Source organism: Chryseobacterium sp. 27AL (genome assembly GCF_057815395.1).
In genome coordinates this window covers 1-20,293 of record NZ_JBYRIW010000008.1, presented here as the reverse complement: position 1 = coordinate 20,293, position 20,293 = coordinate 1, and the positions used below count along the sequence as shown (strand labels likewise).

The following is a 20,293-nucleotide window of genomic DNA, read 5'->3' as shown; positions in this document are numbered from 1 at the left end:
AAATATACCGAAAGAAAAAGAATTAAAGTACCCCCTTTCTTTACTTTTTGTATTTTATTAATATAAAAGGACTTAAATTTCAAAGTCTTTTTCTTTATAAGGATCGGTTTGGTTTGTGAAAAGATATACTTTCATTTTTATTTGCTATTTGCCGCCTCAATTTTGAAAAATATTGCCCCGGTGTCGATCTCGAACTAATAGAAGAGCACTTTCAAGCTAAATCCGGCGTATCTGGCACAGCGGTGAGAATTGCGGAAACATACTTTCGGGTCGGGCCGGGGAATAGTAGGAAAACATGGGGTAATCTTCGGATTTCCCTACCAGACCGTCAGACTTGTCCATGAGTCAATATCGAGAGAAGCCTTTGGCAGCGGAGCATTGTTTGTAGCGGAGAATCTAAAAGACAAAAGAGAGGGCTTTTATAATTTTGAGGACATATTTCGCCCTTATTTCCTCGCCCAGGCCAGCTCGTTATCTTAAATGATGAATTAGCGTAATCTCTTGATTATGCTCTTCATCTGATCAATTTCCCTTTGTTGCGATCGGATGATGCTGTCAGCCAATTTTCTGACCTCAGGATCTTTGATTCCTGCATTTCTGCTTGTCATGATCGCAGAAGAATGGTGAGGGATCATGGCTTTGAGATATTGTTCATCACCAATAGGTAATAATACAAAGCTAAAGTTGTATAATGAGTTAAAATAGCGTATTTTGGTATAAAAATACTCATAAACGACATGATGCAGATTGAATTTCAATCAAAGGACGGGCTGGGCATGTTAACGCATTACTTCGTTGGGGAAAGGCACTGGCTTTCAGACTGGGATAATCCGGACAAGAGCTCAACGCCCATCGCTAACTTACAGGCCATTACCAACTGTTCCTTTATTGCTTTCCAAAAAAAAGATTGGGACGAGTTACTGAAAATCTGTTGCTGGTTTAAATGACATTATTCATAAAATAATCATCAAGCATAAATCTGAAAAACTGGAAAGAAGGAGCTCATTGATCCCGGAAGACACTACAGCACGATATTTGTCTTTCTTGGAGCATTATCCCAATATGGTCAATCGCATTCCTCTTTCCTATGTCGCATCATACCTGGGCATGAAACAGCCATCCTTAAGCAGAGTAAGAAAAAGCATCCGATGATCACTTTTTCACAAATGTGAAAAGATTCTATTTTTTGTTGATTCAAATTTGCAATATAATTTTTAAATTAATAAAAAAATTAAGAAAGTATTCATTACAGGGGCCAATAAAGGAATCGGTTTCGCTACAGCAAAGCAACTTTTGCAAAAAGGATTTTATGTATATCTCGGATGCCGCAGTCTGGAAAGAGGTTTACAGGCGCTGGAGCAATTAAGATCAGAAGGATTGGCCAGTGCTGACATTATACAGATTGATATTACTGATGATGCATCTGTAAAAAATGCCAGGCTCGAGCTTGGACGAAAAACTGACCGATTAGATCTATTGATCAATAACGTAGGTATTACCGGAAATATGCCACAAGATGCACTGAATGCGACAATTTCAGAATTTGAAAACGTATTCAACACCAATCTGTACGGCACTGTAAGAATTGTTCAGTCGTTTACTGATCTGTTAGAGCAATCAGAAGAACCCCACATTATTAACATCAGTTCAAGTATCGGTTCGCTGACCCTTCATAGTGATACCAGTTGGAAATATTATGAAAATGCCAATCTTTTTATGGTCTATGCCGTATCCAAAGCGGCCCTTAATATGTATACCATTTCGCTTGCAAACCAGCTTTCGAAGTTCCGAATCAACCTCATAGATCCGGGATTTATCAAAACAGACCTTACCAATAATCAGGGAAGTGGAACGCCTGAAGAAGCTGCAAATACGATCGTTCGTTCAATACTGGATACTAATCTTGCTACAGGACAGTTTGTTAGTGAAGACCACGATTCCAAATCAAAAAAATGTCCTTGGTAATAGAATCTGACGCTGGACATAAACATCTCAGACTGCAATGTTGTAGTTATAAGGACGTCCGAAATTGCTATGTTCAAAAGAGTGGGAAAATATATCGGCCAGAATTTTGTCAATTGACGTTGAAAGGACTGTCACTAAAGACAGTCTTTTTCAGTTATTTAAAGAGCGTTTTTTTAACCGTATTAATGTTCATAGGTACTTTTTTATACGGCTGTCATCATATCCGGGCTGTCGTTTTCTGTAATCTTTATTAGCTCAGTTAAGATTTTACTTTTTTCTTTTCAGCTTCCGGATGTAGCAGGAAGTAATCTCGGCATACTTACTCTTTACACCTGTTTGATAATTGATCTGGCTTAATCGAGCTGATTGTTTCTGCTTTTATTGTTGTCTATAATCCGCTGCTCCTGCTCTTTAGATAATTTATAATTTGTCAGATTGGAAAAAGTCCCGGCAGGATCATTTCTGACTTCCTGGCGTTTTGCGTTGAATTTTTCATAGGTGGTTTCAATGGCATTACTCATCGGAATAATGGGCTTTTTGACCTGCTTAAGTTCTTTTAGAACAAATGTATAATATTGCTTCTCGTCTTCCAGGCTAACGATAATGCCGGGCAATCCTTTGAATGTGTAAGGACCTTCCTGAAAAGGGATTTCTGTGGTATACCAGGCAGTGATATTTCTGTTTCCGTATTTAGTGACTGCTTTTTTGCAGTGATACCCACTTATACTTTTAGATTCGCTGGCAAGTTTCCAGTTGATCTTGTTAACGGGTTCAAAAGCAAAAATATTTCGTCTGATTTTGTCATATACCAATGTCTTTCCGTTGCTGTAATAGACCTCCTGTATAAATTTTGGTCTGTTTACGGCGCTTAAATCAGGGGCAACCGTATTACCATTAGTTCCTTTCTTAAAAGCATCTTCAATGATCTTATGTGATAAAGAATCACTGGCTTGTTTAATATCGCTCCGGAAAATGCTTGAGTTTTTACCAATGCGTAAACTCAATATATCCTCCTTTGCGGAGGATATATTGAGTGTATCAACTAAAAATTTGACATAATATTTAACTTCAACCACTGAGCTGTCCGCCTTTTTTTGTGAAAATAATAGGGAAGGGACCAGAAGTATTGGATATAGCAAACTTTTAATTGACATCATCTGATTTTAATTACAAAGTTCATCATTAAACATTTGATACTCCGTTTCATAACAATGTATCGCCTCATTAAATGACGATTGGCTGCCTTCCTCCCAGCAATAACTGTTGTTGAAGTTCTGTGAAGTATCACACATAATAACAATCGTTATGGATGTGCAAAGCTGCTTCAACGGTTTTTCAGCTTCCGTTTCTTTTTCAGGTTCTTTGTTCTCAACCAATGTCGGTTGATTCTCAATGTGGTTTTTGGATACATTGTTAGCAGAAGCTAAACCAGCTATACAGATCGTAGCCGCAAAAAAGATTTTTTTCATAGTAATTTGTTTGTACGATAAAACTAGAAAAATCACATTTCCATCATTTATATAATCTTATTTATAATTTACAAAATTCTCATCAATGTGATATTTACTAAAGATGGTAAGTTAAGAATTATAATGTCGCTTTGAAACATAGTATAAATGATACCATATCAGGTATTTTTTAAAGCTGCACTTTAGGATTTCGGCAAAACGGTACTAAAAAATTCGGCAATGTTCTTTTTCAGCTTCTCAAACAGGCTTGAACTTCCAAATTCTTTATTATCATAACCTATGGGAAATCCTTTCTCAATATATTCATTATTTTTTTCAACCGTAAGATTTTGAAATCCATCGTTGACCATTCCGGTTTGATCAGTATGAATATCTAAATACTTTACAGCAGCATCTTTAGAGAAATTCAGCTTTTTGATATCGATGGTTTTTATCTCCTTTTTAAGATCCGATCTGAAATACAGATTCATGGTCTTGGTATTGATAACCGTCTGCCACTCGCCGGGATGTATTGAATTTAAAATATTCCAGGCATAGTCCACAGGCTTTTCATCATACGTATAATTTTTTAGCATATAATAAGCGCGGCTATAACGGTCTTCCCATTTTTTACTCTGTTCAAAATCGTACTTTTCATGTCCGCCCAGGAAATCAAACTTTTTAGCAGCTGTCAGATCCTTATGGTATTGGTTATTGCAAAGGAGGGGCATCGGCATGTCCTTATTGGTGAGAACCGTATACTTACCGTTCAGCAAGGCAATCGTTGCTGAGTTTCCCCCGGCATCAGTAAGGAAAAAATGACTGCCGGCCGCATTAGGCCACCAGTCGATATTAGGGCCTTCGTTCAGGTGATTGATTACCTCCTTTACCGTTTTGTGGTTATCCAGCTGGTATTGGATCCACTGTGCCCAGAACATGTTGGCTTGCTTAGGATTGTACACTTTGGTGGTTTCTTCCAGATATAATTCAACTAAGAATAGACCTTTTTCATTGACGCCGTAGCAGGGGAAATCGTAGCCTAAAAGATTGAAGGTAACTGACCCGAATTTTGAGGTCCATTGTTTCTGAGGTTGAAGATAGTCCGTGGTTAAGTTTTGCCAGCTTATATTCCTTTTAGGCACATCACGTTTATTGACTACAATCATTCCCGGCATTGTTTTCCAGTTTTCATTAAAGCCAACGACATTATGAGTTTTGCCTGTCAGCAAAAAAGCAGAGCACGCCTGACTTTGAACTGAGTACATTACAGCACAAATTATGATAGGGCGGAGAAAGGAAATTTTCATAAATGAAATAATTTTATCGATTATCGGTCAGTAGCAATAAAGATTGATAGAAAAGGTTATACAAGTGATAATTTATCAGATACTAGCCAACATATGTGTGTGATATATTTGAGTATTTCATAGAACGCTACATCAACATATCTGTGGATAGAAAATTTTCATTGCTAAAAGCAAATATATCATAATCAACCCTATCAGATCAATGGTTATTTCTAACCAAACTGACAGTTTTAGATGTTTTGTTGTTTTCTTAGCTCCCTTAGCTGTGGCCATCAGCATATTGCTTAATGATCTCAATTCTTATTGTACCACAGGAGATCAAAAGAATCAGCTCTCAATACAATAATTGCGGCTGTTTCATTTTCTATAGCAAATCTATTCCGTTGTCCCTGCTGAAAAAAATCTTTTTGGGTATTTTTAAACAGTTTATAAGTATCCCCACTGAAAACATTTTTTTACAAGCTCTAAAATATTTTTAGAATCTGTTTTTTTAAGAATATTTTTTCGATGTGTTCTTGCTGTATAAAATGAAATATTTAAATGTTCTGAAATTTGAGAAGCGGAATAACCTTTAGTAATATAACTCAAAATTTCAATTTCGCGTTTTGTAAGTTGATTGGTTGGACGTTGAAGTTCTTCCTGTTTGTCATAGTACATTTGATGAAAGTCTTTTCGATTTCCAATGCCTGAAATAAGAACTGTGTATGGGTTTACTTTGTTAAGATGAGATATGTTTGTATGAATATTTACTGCTTGTAAGAGTTTTCCATCTCTATCCTTCAATGTATGTATTGCCTGGTGATGAAACATTTCATAATTTCCTTTTTCGGTTTTCATCCTAAAGCAATAGCTAAATTTCAGTTCCTGCTGATAAGCAAAACCCTCAATTTCAAGCATCTTTTCCAGACACATCTTTTCCGCTGCCATAACAAAGTCCATATCTTCAGGATGCACCAAATCCAACACCTCTTTCAAGTGGAGAGGATATTTTTTTAGACCGTGCATAACCAGCATATTTTCGTGATGATTGGTAAGTGTGCTGTCAGTAATATTAAGTACGTAGTAATAAAACCTACCCATAGAAAACATATCGGCAATTAATTTCTCAATTGGCGGGGCTTGTAAAATCTGATGTTTATTATTGAAAAAATCGGAATAGCCGTTCCAAACTTTCTGCAAAGCGTGATTTTCAAGGTTATTCTTTTCCACAGTTTTTTGTTTTTAGTAAAGATAATTATAATCGGTAGAAAAAAATACAACAATTGTTGTATTGTAAAAAATATTCGATTGACAGAAATTTGTTTAGTAAATAAAACTATGGAAATCATTATAAAGCATCTTGTAATTCTGTTTCATGTATTTTTCCCCTTTGAATTCTCGCAGGAAAGTGAAACTGTAAAAATTCGCAACAAAGAATTGGAAAAAGAAACAAAAGCTCAAAAAAGAAAATCTGGAAAATTTATGATGAAAACTTTGAAGTTTTCAAAAAATTCTCTGTTAATAACAATGTATTGAGCATTAAAATAAAAAGAAAAAAGATTACGAAAATTCCACTTATACCGAAAAACAAGAGACCGATATTAGAAAAATAAAACGCATTGCAAAAGATTTTAATGTAATTTTTGAAACAGATCCTGACGCAGTATAACTGAAACCAACAGTGAAGGCGAACAAACAAGGAGACAAGCTCAATGTCTTACTGAAATTATCCCACTAAAAGCAAAATGAAAAATCAGCAAATCAATTGGTGAATGCTTTAAAAAAACAGGTTTAAAGATTGAAAAAGGTGTTTGGGCAGATTAAAAGAGAAATAATTTTAAAACAAATAAAACGAATGAGAAATCTATTTACAATTTTAGCAATTTTCCTTGGATTAGTAATTACGAACGCACAAACAAAAGAAGAAACCATTGCTTGGATAAAGGAGAAATTAGAAAAGTATCCGGTAAAAGATAAGAATGTGGTAAGGTCAATAGATGCTTGCCAGATGATTGTTGAAGAATATGTAATTGAACAAAACGTTTTGGAAGATGAAGAAATTTTGTTTCAGAAATATATTATACCGACTAATCCAACTAAATTTTCTTATGGTTATCTTGTGTTTGATGGAAATGTAATTGAAACAAACTATAAAGGGAAATTAGAATATGGTAATTTAGTTTCTATTTTTCGATGGTCAAGAGAAGAGGATTTAGGTAATAAAATGTTAAAAGCATTGCAACATCTCAATACCTTTTGTTATAAAAAGTAACATTCCAACCAAATAAAATATAGAAATTATGAAAACAAGATTATTATTACTAATGCTGCTATGGGCAGGAATAGTTTTGGGGCAGGATAACTCTTTTTCCGATAGAATCAAAATGGAAAGAGACAATAAACTTGACAGTATGAAATATGTGCTAGTCAAAAGTGCTGACATCATTGAAAAACTTCAAGGTGAACTTTCAAATAGCAAGGGAAATAAAAAAATTGAAAAACTTGATAGTATTCAGATAGTATTTAACGAACGTTTAAAGACTTTAGAAACTGCTCCAAAAAGCAGGACTAATTATAATGGACAATTGGCATTAATCGAATTACTAAATGTCCAAAAAGATTTGAAAATAGCTGAACTTTTTACGAATTCTAACGCATTTTTCACACAAATAAGTAAAACCGCAAACCTTCAAGATTATCCAAGTTTCAAAGCTTGGCAATCCCAATATAATGAATGGTATAAAAGGAAAAAAGAAAAAGATGGGATGTTAGAATTTGTAAACAATTCTATTGGTTTAATTGGCAATGCTGCAAATAAAATTCCACTTTACGGTTCTATAATTTAAACAGCAACGTCTGGTATTGGAACTTTAATGTCAAGCTTCGGTAAAGATAATAAAGAACTAATGAAAACGACACCTGCAATATTGAACTTACTGAGTTTCACGAGCCAGTTTGAAAATCAAAAAGCAATCATAGACCACGAATGGGAACAAATTGAAAAAGAACTTTCGGAATTAAAAGAGATTAATGGTAAATTGCTTGAAGAACAACTTTTGTATTACGAAATAGATCCTATTCAATACAAAAATGAATATCTCAATGAAACTTTAGACACAAAAAGAGATTTATTTAAAACTAAGTGCAGAACAAAGATAAACAAGAAATTGGCATCTCTTGATAATGACAAAACAACAAATGACGAGTGGTTGAACCAAGTTGAAACTTATATGTATCAAGTTCAGTCTTTAAGAATAAAGTTTGGCACATTGACAGGTAGAATGTCATCAAATATTAACCAATACAAGCCACTATTCGAATTATTCTCTGATGATAAAAAATTCCCAAAGGAATTGACAGAAAAGATAAAAATTTCTATAGAAAAATTGGGTTCATTGGAAAAAAGCATCAAAGATAATTTTTCTCCAGAAAAGTACGTTGAAGAGTCAGCGGTAATGTATATCGAGAGAAATAAATTGTAATAGCCACGACTTTATCTGACAGTTAGGGTTTAAAAATAATTGTCAGTTATTCAATATTTTCCTTACTTCCAAAAGTAAGGAATTTTTGTTCCTCTCAAGAGTTTCCCAGAAATTCTCTTTTGCCATAGGTTCACTATCCAAAAAGGGGGTTCTTACTGTTATTGCATCTAATCTTCCAGCTCAGTTGATCTCAATCGTTCGATTATAAACTATAAGGTAATGATTTGTTCTAACAGTCTTCTGAAGATAGGACGTCCCATCGTTCCTAATCAGATCCACCCTGTATTCATTGCCATTTTATCTTGAAGTATTATTCTTTATTTTTTTAAGGACTATCAACTCAAATAAACCAGCAGTAAAGATAGATGTTTTATTTGATGGAATAGATTGCTGAACGTTCGAAAAGTGTTGCTGGGTTAAGGGTTTATTAATTTAATAGTGAAATTGAATTAACTATACTTATGGTTTTTGCAAAAAGCAATGTAATGACTAAGTTGATACTTATCTTTCTCTTTTTACAATTAATCCCTGTTCAGTAATCAAAAAAGTCCGGCATTCAAAAATATATTTCATAACCAGCCACACATGATCTATGAGAGACAACATCCGGCTATGATTCTTATTTGTAACAGTCAATAGGCCGGTGAGGCTTATTTTTTTTGATCTTGAACGAGTTGTCATCAAGATAAATAGTATGGTCTGGGTGGTCATAAGATTTTGTGATGGAATGAAAAGAACTTTGTTGATGAAGATATTTTTTAAAGATCTTTCAACAATATCAGGGTGATCTTTCAATACTTCATTTGGAATATTTTCAATTGAAGTATTATACGCGCCAACTAATTCACGTGTAAAGCTGCTTTCTTTAAAATAGGATTCCCTGTGCACTATGGTCAGCAACTTTAAATTATCGATTACTTCCCATTTACCAAATGATATCTTTTTATAGAATGACGATTCATTATCTCTAAGTTCAGGTATTGATTCAAGAACACCTATAATTCTAAGGCTGTCCAATTCTCCAGGTTGTAAATTGTCAGGAACAGCTGTTGCATAAAACATAGTTTCGTACACTCTCATTATCATGTGGTCGTGCTCTCATCACAATTTTACCAGGATGGAAATTTACTTGCATTGATGCCATCTTTCCAATATTATTTAATAAAATCCTAATTTCTTTTTCTGGATATTGTGAAAGGTCTAATTTTTTTAATTCTGCTATTATTTTTTCAATTTCCATGAGCTTTTAGTTTTTAGATTTGGAGTATTCTTTTGCTTTTTTATAGTCTGTAGATACTGAATTTTTTAACAATTGATGATGACAATTTTTATATGATTTTCTGCTTCCACAGTAACATTTTGATATTCCAGTTGTTCCGCTTTTTATCAAAAGATCGAGCTGTCCTTTAAACATTTCGTATTCTAATATCATTCTATTAATATTGGGGGAAATTAAAAATTGTAGATCATCTATTCTTTTACCAAAATTATAAAGTTTAAAAATAAACTCAGCAATGAGTATGAAGTCATCGACTATAACATTTTTAGTAATATTAATCCTAACATTATCTAGACTCTGTCCATTATCGACAAATTTATTATCTGAAACAAATAATATTTCTGCTTTATTAAGTTGATTAGGAGTTATATCAATTAAATCTCCTGTTTCATTTTCCCATACTGCATGATGCTCAGCTTCGTATATCGATCCATTTTCGTGTATATTCCACCCATAATGAATACTGCCACCATCTTTTAATACTTTCTTTTCTACGTTACTATAACAACTTAGAGGAATTGAATATTCTTCTATAATTACAGGTACTATTTCAGGGTTGTACTGAACATTAAGTTTTTCTAATAAAATATTTATAAATCTGTTGTTCATGATTATATATTTGTAGGAAAATTCATTTTTAACATATTTAAAATGTTGTGTTCGATTTTATCTAAATATTATTATAAATTTTCTTGTATACTAAAATTATCTATATACTTGCTTATTGGAGAAACAAAGCCAAAATGAAATCTTTTTACACATCTTGCTAATTCTTGGAATGTCACTTGAAAATCAAAAGATTGTATCTCCACTTTATTGTCATTAGTTTCTAAGTATTTAGAAATTTCGTCAAAAGAATTTCCATATTTCTTAGTTTCAAGAAGAAGTACAAAACAGTAAATAGTATTTTGTTTTGAAACATTTGTTATAGAGCTGGTTCCAAAATGAACCCCCACCAAGAAATACTTTCTCATGTCGAAACCCTTCTCAGAACATAATTTGTAGAAATCAAAACTATCACTTCGATCCACTTGAATTAGGCCGCCGAAATCGCCATATTGTGTGTTCACAATATTCTCTAATAGATTCAAATTGAATTTTTCGTAACTCATTTTTTATTTTTAAGATAGATTATATAATTCTTGAAATTATTCTATTTATAATTTCATTTTGTACAAAAGGTAAAAATTCTTCATAAAGAGTTGCAGCTCTTACATTCGTTAATTTCCCTGTATTTGAAGGTATTGTTATGAAAAATTCTTCTGTGTCGATCCATTCGACTGGAAGTTCAAAATTGTTTCTTGAACGGGATAAATTTTCTCCCTTCTCAAATAAAATATTGAGAAACGAATTTCTAACAAGTCCAATCCCTTTAATTCTGAGATCTAATGATCCTGGTCTGTTAGCTTTCAAGTATATAATATCTCCAATTTTTACAGATGAGAGCATATTGTATAAGTCTTGAGCGTCGTTAATATCCCATCCGATTACATAGTTATTATTTGCGAAGAAATTATCTTTGATTTCATCCCCGTCCCAATTGGAACCTGCACCATAAATTGCCATAGTTATAAATTTTTATTATTGTTCTCTTTAATATATATCAAATCTACAAGTTGATATTAATTATCCATTACGGATTTCCGTAATAAACGAAATTAGTTATTTGGAAAGTGTTCGAATTCAGTGTAATTACTGAATTTTAAATATTGATGCTAGAAATTTTTTAATTAAACTTTTTATAAATATTAATTAATTTACTTAAAGTAGATTAAGGAAAACCAATAGTCATTTTCACTCTTTTCTCATTATATTTTCATAAATTTGACTGGCGTATTATGTCAAAATTATACTATGAAAATTTTTTATGCAGAAAATAAAAAGCAATAAAATAGAAGGGATTATTGAACAGATTACTGATCAATATTTATATGCTGATAGATCTGAAAGACCTTGGATTATAGGATTTAGTGGAGGGAAAGATTCTACTGTTTTGCTAACTTTGGTATGGATTGCTTTACAACGTATTAGGGAGCAACTTCCTCATCCGTTTCAGTTGAAAAGAAAAGTATATGTAGTTTGTAATGATACGATGGTTGAAAATCCGATTCTGGCTGATTATGTTACAGATGTTCTAAAGAAAATCGACGAGGAAGCTAGAAATCAGGATTTACCCATATTTGTCAAACGAACAACTCCAAAATTAGAAGAAACATTTTGGATCAATGTTATTGGAAAAGGTTATCCTGTACCGAATAATACATTCAGATGGTGTACTGACAAATTAAAAATACGGCCTACTTCAAGTTTCTTATTAGATCAAGTTAATGAAATGGGTGAAGCTATAGTATTACTTGGGACTCGTTATGATGAGAGTAATTCACGTGAGCGTTCTATAAAAAAAAATGAAGTGTTCGGAAGGAGATTATCTAAACATCCTAATACCCCGAACACATATGTATATGCTCCCATCAAAGAAATGATGATGGAAGAAGTATGGTATGTGATTAATACTGTTCCATCTCCTTGGCAATTTGATAATTCTATCTTATTTCAAATTTATGCAGATGCAAGTGCGGACGATTATGAATGTCCTACTGTTGTGACTAACAAAAAACATGGATCATGTGGACAAAGTCGCTTCGGCTGTTGGACTTGTACTGTAGTAAAAAACGATAAATCTATGAACTCCTTAGTAAATAACGGCAGGAATTGGATGCAACCATTGCTCGACTTTAGAAATAGACTCGCTGAAAATCGTAACCTCTCAGAAAATAGAATGAGTACGAGAAGAAATGGACAAAAAGCAGTTACAGAAGATGGTGAAAACTTAGGTACATACAATATTGAATATCGTCGTAAGATTTTAAGAGATTTGCTAACTATTCAAAAAGAAATTCAACAAAATCGTCCAGATATTACTTTAATCAATAATCAAGAATTAATTGGTATTCAGGTGGTTTGGAATAGAGATATGTATTTTGATCATACAGTCGGTTCTATTTATAAGGAAATTTATGGTAAAGAAATCAGTACGAATAATATTAAATCATTGGATCAAACAGAAAAAAGAATTATTCGCGAAGTTTGCGAAGAAGAGATAGAATATTATGGACTTATTGATAATTTAATTTCTCTTCAGGAAACGAAGACTCTTTTGATTAGCAAATATGGTTTGCATAACGATATAGAAAGAAGAATCGAAAAGTTTGCAACAGTTAAGATTATTTAAGAAATGAAAATTAGTAGAGTAAAATTAAATAATTTTAGAATATATAGAGGTTATAATGAGATTATTTTTTCCCCTTTTTGCAGTGCGAAAAATATAAATATTATTGCCGGTAAAAATGGTTTTGGTAAAACAACATTTTTAACGTCTTTAATCTGGTGTTTTTATGGTAAAATGATGTCAGAAGTTGAGGATAAATACAGGAAAGACATCCGGAATATCGGAGGTTATGATGAATTCTTGCAAACTCTAATGAATCGTGACACAAAAGATAAATTTATTAAAGATCAGCGTCAAGACCACTTACTTTCTGTTGAAATTGAACTTGAAGATCTATCAATACCATCAATGCCATGTAATTCTATCATAATAAAAAGATCCTTTAATTTAAAGACCAATATTGAAGAATTGCAAATTTTGATTGATGGAATTGAAAATGAGTTAACAAAGGAGGTAGGATTGGAAGTTTTTATAAATGACTTTATTCTTCCACGTGAAATTGCTAAATTTTTCTTTTTTGATGCAGAGAAGATTGTTAGTCTTGCAGAAGCAAAATCAAAATCAGAACTTAAGACTCTTAGTCGTGCTTATTCAGAGGTTTTGGGAATTAAAAAATATGAAGATCTAAAAAAGAATTTAGAAACATTACTTCTTAAAATTCAAAGAAGTGGTGCGCAACCAGTTCAAAAAAACAAACTGCAAACTTTGTTAAATGAAGAACTTGAATTAAAATCTCTACTTGATTTATGCAAGGCAAATAAAATAAAGCTAGAAAGTGAAATTACACTAAACCTAAAGGAAAGTGATCGTCTACAAGAGCAACTCATACGAGAAGGAAACAGTATCTCTCTTGAAGAGTTGAAAAATCTTAAAGAGGAGCAAGATTATCTAAAAAAAGAGTCTGAAGAAATAAAAGGTCGGTTAAAAAGAATGCTTGATATTCTACCTCTTGTGATGGCAGGAAGTAAAATTATAGCTTTAAATTCTCAACTGGAAAATGAAAGCTTTGCTAACACTAATTTTAATGTAAACATTTCAGACAATATTGATCTTAGTAAAATAATTTTGAACAAGCTGGGTGACTTGAACCTGAGTCACGATACGGGAAGTAAAATCATCAGCATTTTAGAAAAATCTTTTGAAGAATACACAATCAATAGCGGAGAAAACACTCAAGTACTTTTAGATTACACAGCAGAGCAAGCTAGATCTGTAAAAGCTGTCTTGGATAATATTAGAAATGGTTTCAACATCCAGTTTCAAAATATCGTGCGTGAAGAAAAAAACAACAGAGTAGCACAATCACGTATTTTGTTTAAAATAAAACAAGCTGAAGCTAGAAAAGATAATGCAGTTGCTAAAAAGCTTAGGTCTGAAAAGATAAAGTTAGATCAACGAATTATGATTTTGAATCAAGAAATAGGTGGTATAAAAGAAGAAATAAAAAATATTGAACAACAGTTAGCAACTAAACATAAAAATATATCAGAACTTCAAAAACTTTTCAGTATTATCGAAGCTGATAGAGCGAAGGTTGAGGTTACAGAAAAATTGTTAGAAAAAATCACGAAAATTATAACTAGGATTAAAGAAGAAAAAAAATATTCGTTACAAAAATCTATTCTACTAGGTTTAAGAAAACTAATGCATAAAAGGAATTTTGTTAGAAATATTAGAGTAAATGTACATGAAGATATTATCGACATCGATTTATTAGATAATAACGATCAGATTATTGATAAAGAATCATTATCCAAAGGAGAACAACAGTTATATGCCACAGCATTACTAAAAGCTTTAGTAGACGAGTCTGGTATTCATTTCCCCATATTTATAGATAGTCCATTACAAAAATTTGATAAATTTCATTCAGAAAATATTATTAAAGAATTCTATCCATCAGTTTCTGAACAAGTAGTTCTTTTTCCTTTGTTAGAAAAAGAGTTATCTGAAATAGAATATAGCTATTTACATCCTAATCTTAACAGAGTATACATGATAGAAAGTCATGCTGGAGGATCCTCTTTAAAACCGTATAAGACAGAACAATTGTTTAATCAATTTAGGAAAGATCACGAAAATGTTCACTCAAATTAGAACCAGTAAGGAAAATAGAGAAGTAATCGCAAGGCTTACTCGAAAGCTTAACCTAGGTACTGAAAATATTATTGCCAGAATGGCTTTTTCATATTCATTATCACTTGACCGAAAGTTGTCATTAAACGATTTAAAGGACTTTGGTGGCAAAGAATATTCACGTAATGTCCTATTTGGAGAGTACGAAGATATATATATAGGGTTGATTTGTATTCATTATAATATCTATAAAACTGACAAAGATTTAGCAAAGTACATCAAGTTACATATTGACGATGGTTTGTATATTCTTGAGGAAGATCTAAATAAAAATCAAAACATTGATGGTTTTGATTATGTGGTCGAAAAAGTATCCGTTAGTATGGAAAACTTTTAGTCTATTAAGACTTAAATAAAGTATTTGTATTTTAGCATAATAAATAAACTATGAGCCATAAAAAACCAAAATTTCATAATATTCCTTTAAATCATCTATTCTTAGATGATCAAAATCCTCGTTTACCAAAATCTTTACAGGGATCGTCGGAAAAAGAAATCTTAGAGTATATGCTCTTAGATGCCTCATTAATAGAATTAATGTTAGCAATTGGTAAAAATGATTTCTTTCCTGGAGAACAACTTTTGGTAGTAAAAGATTCTGGAGATAATTATAAGGTTATAGAAGGAAATAGAAGACTTTCAGCAGTTAAATTACTGTCCAATCCTGAACTGGTTTCAGTACAAAAAAGCAAAATCCAACAAGCAATTGATGAGGCAGAATATAAGCCTAAAGAAATACCATGCTTAATATTTGAGACAGAAGCTGAAATCCATAATTATCTTGGGTATCGTCACATAACCGGTATCAAGGAATGGAAGCTGTTAGAAAAAGCACGCTATCTTTTTGAACTGTGGCAAAGCCAATATAAGGAATCAGATCTTAATGCCGCTTCCAAAGAATTAGCAAAAAGTATAGGAAGTAGGAAAGATTATGTAAAAAGAATACTTATTGGATATCAAGTTTTTGATAAGATTCAAGATGAAGCATATTTTAAAATTCCTGGTTTAGATGATACTTCTTTTTATTTTAATTATATAGCCGATAGTCTCAATAAACCTTACATAGCAGACTATTTAGGACTAGATATACGTAATATTGATGATATTGATGAAGTAACTATTAATGATGTACATTTAGAAAACTGGACTAGGTGGTTATTCGAGAAAGACAAAGAAGGACGTACGAGACTTATTGGTGATAGCAAAAGTCTAACTGCATTGAATTCCGTTTTGGGGGTAGCTGCTGCACGTACTGCTTTTGTAGATAAAGGAATTTCTTTGGACAGTGCATTGGAACTAACTGGTGAGATAGAGAGTCAATTTCTTAACTATATAAATATTGCACTTAGCAATTTAGAGAATGCAGATCGTTTGGTAACAAAAGCAAATGTATCATATAATGAGGTTGCTGATCAGTTAAAGGAAATTCGTTCATTAGCTAGTAAAATAGGCCGTACAATACAAGAAAAAGAAGATGAAGATGAAGATGAGCTTTAATGATAAGCTTTCTAACTTCTTCGAAAGTTTTTCTTTGCAGTTAGGAACAGCACCTGCCCGAAATCTAATTTATCTCTATGCAGATTATGTAGAGTTGGTTAGCCTTTTCTCCAATCAAAATTATATTTCACCATCTGATATACTAGATCGTCTTAAAGATGAGGGCATTATTCAACAGAGAGAGGACGATCAAGATCAATCAGAAGCTAATGATGAATACGAAAGATTTATTGATTCAATATTTCGATTAATTAATGAAAGAGCACAGCTATTTGCTGATGATTATCCTTTTTTAGTGCACAATAATGAACATTTGATTCTTAAAGAAGAAACAGCGATTACGGATCGTAATAAAGTTTATATTTATCTTTTATTATCATCTTCCCTAAATGTTTTTTTACCATTCCAGCCAGAGTTAACTACTGAGTTTGAGACTCTTTGTGCTGAGGTATTACGCAATTTTCTACCTCAACATGCAGTAGTAAAATCATTTGGTAAAAACTCAGATTATAGTGGTACAGCAGTGCAAAAAATTTCGGCTTTAGCAGATGATATGCCAATTCCTATAGATAACGATGCTTTTAACGAAATTTCCGAAAAGGGAACACAAGAAAAAGGTTTAGATCTTGTTGGTTGGATTCCCTTTTCAGATACCGTTGCCAACTTTTTATCGATTTTCGTTCAGTGTGCATGTGGTAAAGATTGGCATAAAAAATTAACAGAGACTAAAAGGTATAATAATTATTTTAAGTTCCACCGACTAAAGCCAATTCATTCTCTTTTTGTACCTTATAGTCTAGTCAGTTTCAATAGAAATACTTTTTATAGAAATGATGAGTTTGATAATGGTTTAGTTTTCGAACGCAAAAGAGTCTTAAACTATTTAGCTAATACTGATTTTTTTAATCATTTTGAGTCTAGATTATTGGTAGATAGGTGTATTGAATACCAAGAAGATATTGTTTAATTTCATATTACTGTGTATGATAACATTACGAATATATTTTAATTGGTTCCTAATAAATGTATTATTTTGCTTAGTTCCAATTTTTGTTTCAATCCTTATTATAGGTGGAATTGATGCTTCTATAATTTCAAGTATTATAGCTTATTGTTTTACTATTTTAATAGCAAGTATTTATATTTTTGATAGAGTTAGTAGTATAGAAAGTAGTTTAAAATGGTCTAGTATTTTTGTTACATTTATATTGCTAGGGACTTACGTTTACTATCCAAATTTGGCTTCTAAGAATCAAACAATATGGTTTGAATCGAATAAAGTTTTATTAGTATTTTGTATACTAGTTGCAACATTAGTTCTATCATTTATTATGAATTTACCCTCTATGCAGGGACTGATAGAAGAAATTAGTGAAAAAGAAAAATTTGATAAGGCTAAAAAGACTGGTGAGCAAGTAGATGATTTGATGTCTCAATTACAAAATAGAAAATAATGTTAAGAATTCATAATAGAAACTATTTACATATCAAACTTTTAGAGATCAATCAAAAAGGAAAAAAATTCTATGTTGGTAAGATATTGGCTAAAGATATGTTGGCAATCTATACTGTACGGCCAGCTAAATATGATGTTGAGAAAAATATTTCGATTGCAAATTCATTTCCCGACCAGGAGGACTATTTTGATTATTTAACAGTTAATAATTCTGTTTCTGAAAAGGATTTTCAAAGAAAATATTCGGAAACCAGAGTTAATGAAATTTCTCAATTTCTCAATAATCAAGAGTTTGCTTTTTTCCCAAATACCATCATATCTAATTGTGATTTAATAAATGATCTTGATTTATTCGATATAAATGAATATGATGGAATTGAAACTTTTCAAAAATTCAGTAATGTACCATCACACTTGAGCTTTTTCTATCGTAAAAATGAAGAAGTATTTTTATTGATACCATTAGTTGAAAATTCTTTATTGATTATCGATGGGCAACATAGGTTGGAAGGCTTAAAAAAATCTTCGATAGATGTGCAAAATAACTATGAGCTATTAATCGCCTTTATCATTGGTTTTGACAGATCTGTAATTGCACAACAATTTTATACAATTAATTACGAACAAAAGCCTGTGAACAAATCACTTTTATATCATCTAATGGGTGAATTTAGTGATAATCTGGATGAATTGACATTTATGCATAAGGTAGTAAGGGCTTTAAATGAATTGGATTATAGTCCTTTTTATAAAAGAGTAAAGATGCTTGGCTCAACGCCCGATAATTATGACATGTATGACAAAAGGTTGCTATCAATAAGTTTAGCATTTTTGATAGATGCTCTAATTAAAACAATATCAAGTAATCCAGGTTTATATCAACCAATCTTTAGATACTTCTTTATTAACGAGAAATTTCGTATAGAAATTATTAAAACTTTGATTAATTATTTCGCTGCTGTTTCTAAATTAGTCCCGGACTGGAATGATCCTTCGAATAGTTTAATATCTAAGGGAATGGGTGTGGGTGCATTATTAAAAGTTTTACAAATATTATTCCCAATAATATTCGAAAAGGAATTGGATTTTAATCCTGAAAAAATAAAGGATCTACATGTAGATTTATTCCTAAAATATTTGAATGGTATTCAAAATGTCGACTTTAGTAACAGTGGTAAATTTGGAGGAATAGGGAGTGCAGGAAGTATTAATAAAATAAAAGAGGAAATAATTTTGAATCTTAATGTATTAGGCGTTTATCAAAGTTTTAAAGATTTTGAAAATTTTTATAAGGAAACATATTTGTCTGAATTTAAGAACTGGTTATCTAAACATATTTAATTGGCATGTGATTTTACGACCATTCCTAGTCATAAACACAATGAAATACTAAAACAAAACATCCAATAGAAAACTTTATTAAAGACAATGAATACAACTATTCATCAAGTGGCAATTAATGTTTTAAAATCTAAAGGGATACCTCTAACGATTAGAGAAATATTTGATGATATAATTTTAAATGACCTTTATCAGTTCAAGGCTATAAATCCTTTAGATGTGCTTACTAAAATTATTAGAAAACATTGTGATGGCATCAATTTTCCTTCAGCAAGACAGCAAAAATATTTTCAAATAACGAAAGATAGAAGATATTGGATTTATGGTATGCCAGTTCCGGGACAAACAAAAGAACAATAATGCTTGAAATTTGTTATTGGTGCCTACTCTTGGTCAGGGTTTTCGGCTTTCCCCTTTAATGAAATGCCTGGTAACGTTCTGCGCAAAACGATACCTGATAATTTCATTTCCGACCAATACAAAAAGATGATCACTGAGATCTCTAATTGTATCTTCTTGATGTTTTTAGGCTTTGGAAGATAGAAGCTGCCTATATAATTTTGCTCAGTGATCGAATACACATTAATGACCGCATTGTTTTCCCCAATTTTTGCTGTTTTCATATCTGCCCCTTAAATCGGATTGGTTAAACAACAATCCGTATTTGACTGTTGATGTAACATTGACCTTAAGTGGAGGTTTGTTCATCTTTCTTCTTCCATCGCTTAATTCAGCAACATCAATTTGAGGGCGGCTGATGGTATCAATGGTTTTAAAATCGCCCTTTAAATTCAGGTCCTTGTCCAGCACTAAAAACTGATTTTTATAGTAATGAACATATACAAGACTTTGATTTTCCTGATCAACATTCATCAGCCCGTCTGTATCGAAAACACCGTCTTTATATTTCTTTAAAAGATCTGGTTTAAGTCGAACATGATTCGTTTCGTCAGGAGATAAAATCCCCAGTGATTGCTTTTTTAACGGCGCATAATAGGTACTGAAAGCAAAAGAATGCTGGTCCCAGCTGATCAGCTGGCTAAAGTACAATGTCATTAAGTTAAGGTCTTAAAGATTTTTTTTATAGTTTTTAGTCACCTTTGGTTTCGCTCTGACTCTATATTTTAAAATATTTCTTTTAAAGGATCTTTTGGGCCTGATGGGAATCATATGA

At 32.0% G+C, this 20,293-nt stretch carries 23 protein-coding genes and 1 pseudogene; 13 read left to right on the top strand and 11 right to left on the bottom strand.

Features of this window, described 5'->3' with window-relative positions; translation table 11 throughout:
• Positions 1 to 138 precede the first annotated feature (138 nt).
• Positions 139 to 480 (top strand): annotated as a pseudogene (locus AC3WV0_RS12360) (dihydrodipicolinate reductase C-terminal domain-containing protein); the annotation flags it as partial.
• Between the two features lie 8 nt (positions 481 to 488).
• On the opposite strand, the gene AC3WV0_RS12355 reads toward AC3WV0_RS12360, so the two are convergent.
• Positions 489 to 758 carry a DUF305 domain-containing protein gene (locus AC3WV0_RS12355; protein ID WP_488846381.1) on the bottom strand — a complete coding sequence of 90 codons (270 nt, stop codon included), beginning with the start codon at positions 756 to 758 and terminating at the stop codon, positions 489 to 491.
• A gap of 460 nt (positions 759 to 1,218) precedes the next feature.
• On the opposite strand from AC3WV0_RS12355, the gene AC3WV0_RS12350 reads away from it, so the two are divergent.
• Entirely contained in the window at positions 1,219 to 1,965 is a 747-nt protein-coding gene (locus AC3WV0_RS12350) for an SDR family NAD(P)-dependent oxidoreductase (RefSeq protein ID WP_488846500.1), read from the top strand.
• Positions 1,966 to 2,318: 353 nt separating this feature from the next.
• Here the strand turns inward: AC3WV0_RS12350 and AC3WV0_RS12345 are convergent, their stop codons facing one another.
• The 4 genes from AC3WV0_RS12345 to AC3WV0_RS12330 all read right to left on the bottom strand — a co-directional run bounded on the left by AC3WV0_RS12345 (position 2,319) and on the right by AC3WV0_RS12330 (position 5,929).
• On the bottom strand, positions 2,319 to 3,119 hold the full coding sequence (locus AC3WV0_RS12345; protein ID WP_488846499.1) for a GLPGLI family protein: 801 nt from the start codon (positions 3,117 to 3,119) through the stop codon (positions 2,319 to 2,321).
• A gap of 9 nt (positions 3,120 to 3,128) precedes the next feature.
• Positions 3,129 to 3,434, bottom strand: coding sequence for a hypothetical protein (locus AC3WV0_RS12340; RefSeq protein WP_488846380.1), 306 nt, complete (start codon positions 3,432 to 3,434; stop codon positions 3,129 to 3,131).
• A 182-nt stretch (positions 3,435 to 3,616) separates the two neighbouring features.
• Positions 3,617 to 4,678: a linear amide C-N hydrolase gene (locus AC3WV0_RS12335; RefSeq protein WP_488846378.1), complete on the bottom strand. Its 1,062-nt coding sequence runs from the start codon at positions 4,676 to 4,678 to the stop codon at positions 3,617 to 3,619.
• Between the two features lie 468 nt (positions 4,679 to 5,146).
• Positions 5,147 to 5,929 carry a helix-turn-helix transcriptional regulator gene (locus AC3WV0_RS12330; RefSeq protein WP_488846377.1) on the bottom strand — a complete coding sequence of 261 codons (783 nt, stop codon included), beginning with the start codon at positions 5,927 to 5,929 and terminating at the stop codon, positions 5,147 to 5,149.
• 625 nt (positions 5,930 to 6,554) lie between these two features.
• Here AC3WV0_RS12330 and AC3WV0_RS12325 point away from each other — a divergent pair.
• From AC3WV0_RS12325 to AC3WV0_RS12315, 3 genes are read left to right on the top strand one after another with little or no spacing between them, the layout of a single operon-like run.
• The gene (locus AC3WV0_RS12325; protein ID WP_488846375.1) at positions 6,555 to 6,971 is read left to right on the top strand and encodes a hypothetical protein; all 417 of its coding nucleotides are present in this window, start codon (positions 6,555 to 6,557) and stop codon (positions 6,969 to 6,971) included.
• Between the two features lie 28 nt (positions 6,972 to 6,999).
• Positions 7,000 to 7,545: a hypothetical protein gene (locus tag AC3WV0_RS12320; protein ID WP_488846374.1), complete on the top strand. Its 546-nt coding sequence runs from the start codon at positions 7,000 to 7,002 to the stop codon at positions 7,543 to 7,545.
• Positions 7,546 to 7,605: 60 nt separating this feature from the next.
• Complete coding sequence (locus AC3WV0_RS12315) at positions 7,606 to 8,181, top strand: hypothetical protein (protein ID WP_488846372.1); 576 nt, start codon at positions 7,606 to 7,608, stop codon at positions 8,179 to 8,181.
• Positions 8,182 to 8,682: 501 nt separating this feature from the next.
• On the opposite strand, the gene AC3WV0_RS12310 is transcribed toward AC3WV0_RS12315, so the two are convergent.
• From AC3WV0_RS12310 to AC3WV0_RS12290, 5 genes are all read right to left on the bottom strand, one after another.
• A complete protein-coding gene (locus AC3WV0_RS12310) occupies positions 8,683 to 9,243 on the bottom strand; it encodes a hypothetical protein (protein ID WP_488846370.1) in 561 nt (186 codons plus the stop codon).
• Positions 9,218 to 9,421, bottom strand: a complete 204-nt coding sequence (locus tag AC3WV0_RS12305; RefSeq protein ID WP_488846369.1) for a hypothetical protein — start codon at positions 9,419 to 9,421, stop codon at positions 9,218 to 9,220. The genes AC3WV0_RS12310 and AC3WV0_RS12305 overlap by 26 nt, the downstream gene beginning before the upstream one ends.
• Before the next feature lie 6 nt (positions 9,422 to 9,427).
• On the bottom strand, positions 9,428 to 10,069 hold the full coding sequence (locus AC3WV0_RS12300; RefSeq protein ID WP_488846367.1) for a hypothetical protein: 642 nt from the start codon (positions 10,067 to 10,069) through the stop codon (positions 9,428 to 9,430).
• Between the two features lie 71 nt (positions 10,070 to 10,140).
• Entirely contained in the window at positions 10,141 to 10,572 is a 432-nt protein-coding gene (locus AC3WV0_RS12295; RefSeq protein ID WP_488846366.1) for a hypothetical protein, read from the bottom strand.
• A gap of 19 nt (positions 10,573 to 10,591) precedes the next feature.
• On the bottom strand, positions 10,592 to 11,026 hold the full coding sequence (locus AC3WV0_RS12290) for a hypothetical protein (protein WP_488846364.1): 435 nt from the start codon (positions 11,024 to 11,026) through the stop codon (positions 10,592 to 10,594).
• 301 nt (positions 11,027 to 11,327) lie between these two features.
• Here AC3WV0_RS12290 and dndC point away from each other — a divergent pair, with 301 nt between their 5' ends.
• From dndC to AC3WV0_RS12250, 8 genes are all read left to right on the top strand, one after another.
• A complete protein-coding gene (gene dndC, locus AC3WV0_RS12285; RefSeq protein WP_488846362.1) occupies positions 11,328 to 12,692 on the top strand; it encodes a DNA phosphorothioation system sulfurtransferase DndC in 1,365 nt (454 codons plus the stop codon).
• Between the two features lie 3 nt (positions 12,693 to 12,695).
• Positions 12,696 to 14,786: an AAA family ATPase gene (locus AC3WV0_RS12280; protein ID WP_488846360.1), complete on the top strand. Its 2,091-nt coding sequence runs from the start codon at positions 12,696 to 12,698 to the stop codon at positions 14,784 to 14,786.
• Entirely contained in the window at positions 14,770 to 15,162 is a 393-nt protein-coding gene (locus AC3WV0_RS12275) for a DndE family protein (RefSeq protein WP_488846359.1), read from the top strand. Before AC3WV0_RS12280 ends, AC3WV0_RS12275 begins: the two co-directional genes overlap by 17 nt.
• 50 nt (positions 15,163 to 15,212) lie before the next feature.
• Positions 15,213 to 16,322, top strand: coding sequence for a hypothetical protein (locus AC3WV0_RS12270; RefSeq protein WP_488846358.1), 1,110 nt, complete (start codon positions 15,213 to 15,215; stop codon positions 16,320 to 16,322).
• Positions 16,300 to 17,289 carry a hypothetical protein gene (locus AC3WV0_RS12265; protein WP_488846357.1) on the top strand — a complete coding sequence of 330 codons (990 nt, stop codon included), beginning with the start codon at positions 16,300 to 16,302 and terminating at the stop codon, positions 17,287 to 17,289. Before AC3WV0_RS12270 ends, AC3WV0_RS12265 begins: the two co-directional genes overlap by 23 nt.
• 16 nt (positions 17,290 to 17,305) lie before the next feature.
• Positions 17,306 to 17,776, top strand: a complete 471-nt coding sequence (locus AC3WV0_RS12260) for a hypothetical protein (RefSeq protein ID WP_488846356.1) — start codon at positions 17,306 to 17,308, stop codon at positions 17,774 to 17,776.
• Positions 17,776 to 19,119 carry a DGQHR domain-containing protein gene (locus tag AC3WV0_RS12255; protein WP_488846355.1) on the top strand — a complete coding sequence of 448 codons (1,344 nt, stop codon included), beginning with the start codon at positions 17,776 to 17,778 and terminating at the stop codon, positions 19,117 to 19,119. The genes AC3WV0_RS12260 and AC3WV0_RS12255 overlap by 1 nt, the downstream gene beginning before the upstream one ends.
• Positions 19,120 to 19,206: 87 nt before the next feature.
• Positions 19,207 to 19,479 carry a hypothetical protein gene (locus AC3WV0_RS12250; protein WP_488846354.1) on the top strand — a complete coding sequence of 91 codons (273 nt, stop codon included), beginning with the start codon at positions 19,207 to 19,209 and terminating at the stop codon, positions 19,477 to 19,479.
• Positions 19,480 to 19,701: 222 nt separating this feature from the next.
• On the opposite strand, the gene AC3WV0_RS12245 is transcribed toward AC3WV0_RS12250, so the two are convergent.
• The gene (locus AC3WV0_RS12245) at positions 19,702 to 20,175 is read right to left on the bottom strand and encodes a hypothetical protein (protein ID WP_488846353.1); all 474 of its coding nucleotides are present in this window, start codon (positions 20,173 to 20,175) and stop codon (positions 19,702 to 19,704) included.
• Between the last annotated feature and the right edge of the window lie 118 nt (positions 20,176 to 20,293).

Bases quoted from the DNA above. Each gene is read 5' to 3' on its own strand.
- AC3WV0_RS12345 (WP_488846499.1), bottom strand. From the start codon at position 3,119: ATGTCAATTAAAAGTTTGCTATATCCAATACTTCTGGTCCCTTCCCTA.
- AC3WV0_RS12275 (WP_488846359.1), top strand. From the start codon at position 14,770: ATGTTCACTCAAATTAGAACCAGTAAGGAAAATAGAGAAGTAATCGCA.
- AC3WV0_RS12270 (WP_488846358.1), top strand. From the start codon at position 15,213: ATGAGCCATAAAAAACCAAAATTTCATAATATTCCTTTAAATCATCTA.
- AC3WV0_RS12280 (WP_488846360.1), top strand. From the start codon at position 12,696: ATGAAAATTAGTAGAGTAAAATTAAATAATTTTAGAATATATAGAGGT.
- AC3WV0_RS12295 (WP_488846366.1), bottom strand. From the start codon at position 10,572: ATGAGTTACGAAAAATTCAATTTGAATCTATTAGAGAATATTGTGAAC.
- AC3WV0_RS12335 (WP_488846378.1), bottom strand. From the start codon at position 4,678: ATGTACTCAGTTCAAAGTCAGGCGTGCTCTGCTTTTTTGCTGACAGGC.
- AC3WV0_RS12320 (WP_488846374.1), top strand. From the start codon at position 7,000: ATGAAAACAAGATTATTATTACTAATGCTGCTATGGGCAGGAATAGTT.
- AC3WV0_RS12300 (WP_488846367.1), bottom strand. From the start codon at position 10,069: ATGAACAACAGATTTATAAATATTTTATTAGAAAAACTTAATGTTCAG.
- AC3WV0_RS12315 (WP_488846372.1), top strand. From the start codon at position 7,606: ATGAAAACGACACCTGCAATATTGAACTTACTGAGTTTCACGAGCCAG.
- AC3WV0_RS12290 (WP_488846364.1), bottom strand. From the start codon at position 11,026: ATGGCAATTTATGGTGCAGGTTCCAATTGGGACGGGGATGAAATCAAA.
- AC3WV0_RS12265 (WP_488846357.1), top strand. From the start codon at position 16,300: ATGAAGATGAAGATGAGCTTTAATGATAAGCTTTCTAACTTCTTCGAA.
- AC3WV0_RS12340 (WP_488846380.1), bottom strand. From the start codon at position 3,434: ATGAAAAAAATCTTTTTTGCGGCTACGATCTGTATAGCTGGTTTAGCT.
- AC3WV0_RS12255 (WP_488846355.1), top strand. From the start codon at position 17,776: ATGTTAAGAATTCATAATAGAAACTATTTACATATCAAACTTTTAGAG.
- AC3WV0_RS12325 (WP_488846375.1), top strand. From the start codon at position 6,555: ATGAGAAATCTATTTACAATTTTAGCAATTTTCCTTGGATTAGTAATT.
- dndC (WP_488846362.1), top strand. From the start codon at position 11,328: ATGCAGAAAATAAAAAGCAATAAAATAGAAGGGATTATTGAACAGATT.
- AC3WV0_RS12250 (WP_488846354.1), top strand. From the start codon at position 19,207: ATGAATACAACTATTCATCAAGTGGCAATTAATGTTTTAAAATCTAAA.
- AC3WV0_RS12305 (WP_488846369.1), bottom strand. From the start codon at position 9,421: ATGGAAATTGAAAAAATAATAGCAGAATTAAAAAAATTAGACCTTTCA.
- AC3WV0_RS12245 (WP_488846353.1), bottom strand. From the start codon at position 20,175: ATGACATTGTACTTTAGCCAGCTGATCAGCTGGGACCAGCATTCTTTT.
- AC3WV0_RS12310 (WP_488846370.1), bottom strand. From the start codon at position 9,243: ATGTTTTATGCAACAGCTGTTCCTGACAATTTACAACCTGGAGAATTG.
- AC3WV0_RS12260 (WP_488846356.1), top strand. From the start codon at position 17,306: ATGATAACATTACGAATATATTTTAATTGGTTCCTAATAAATGTATTA.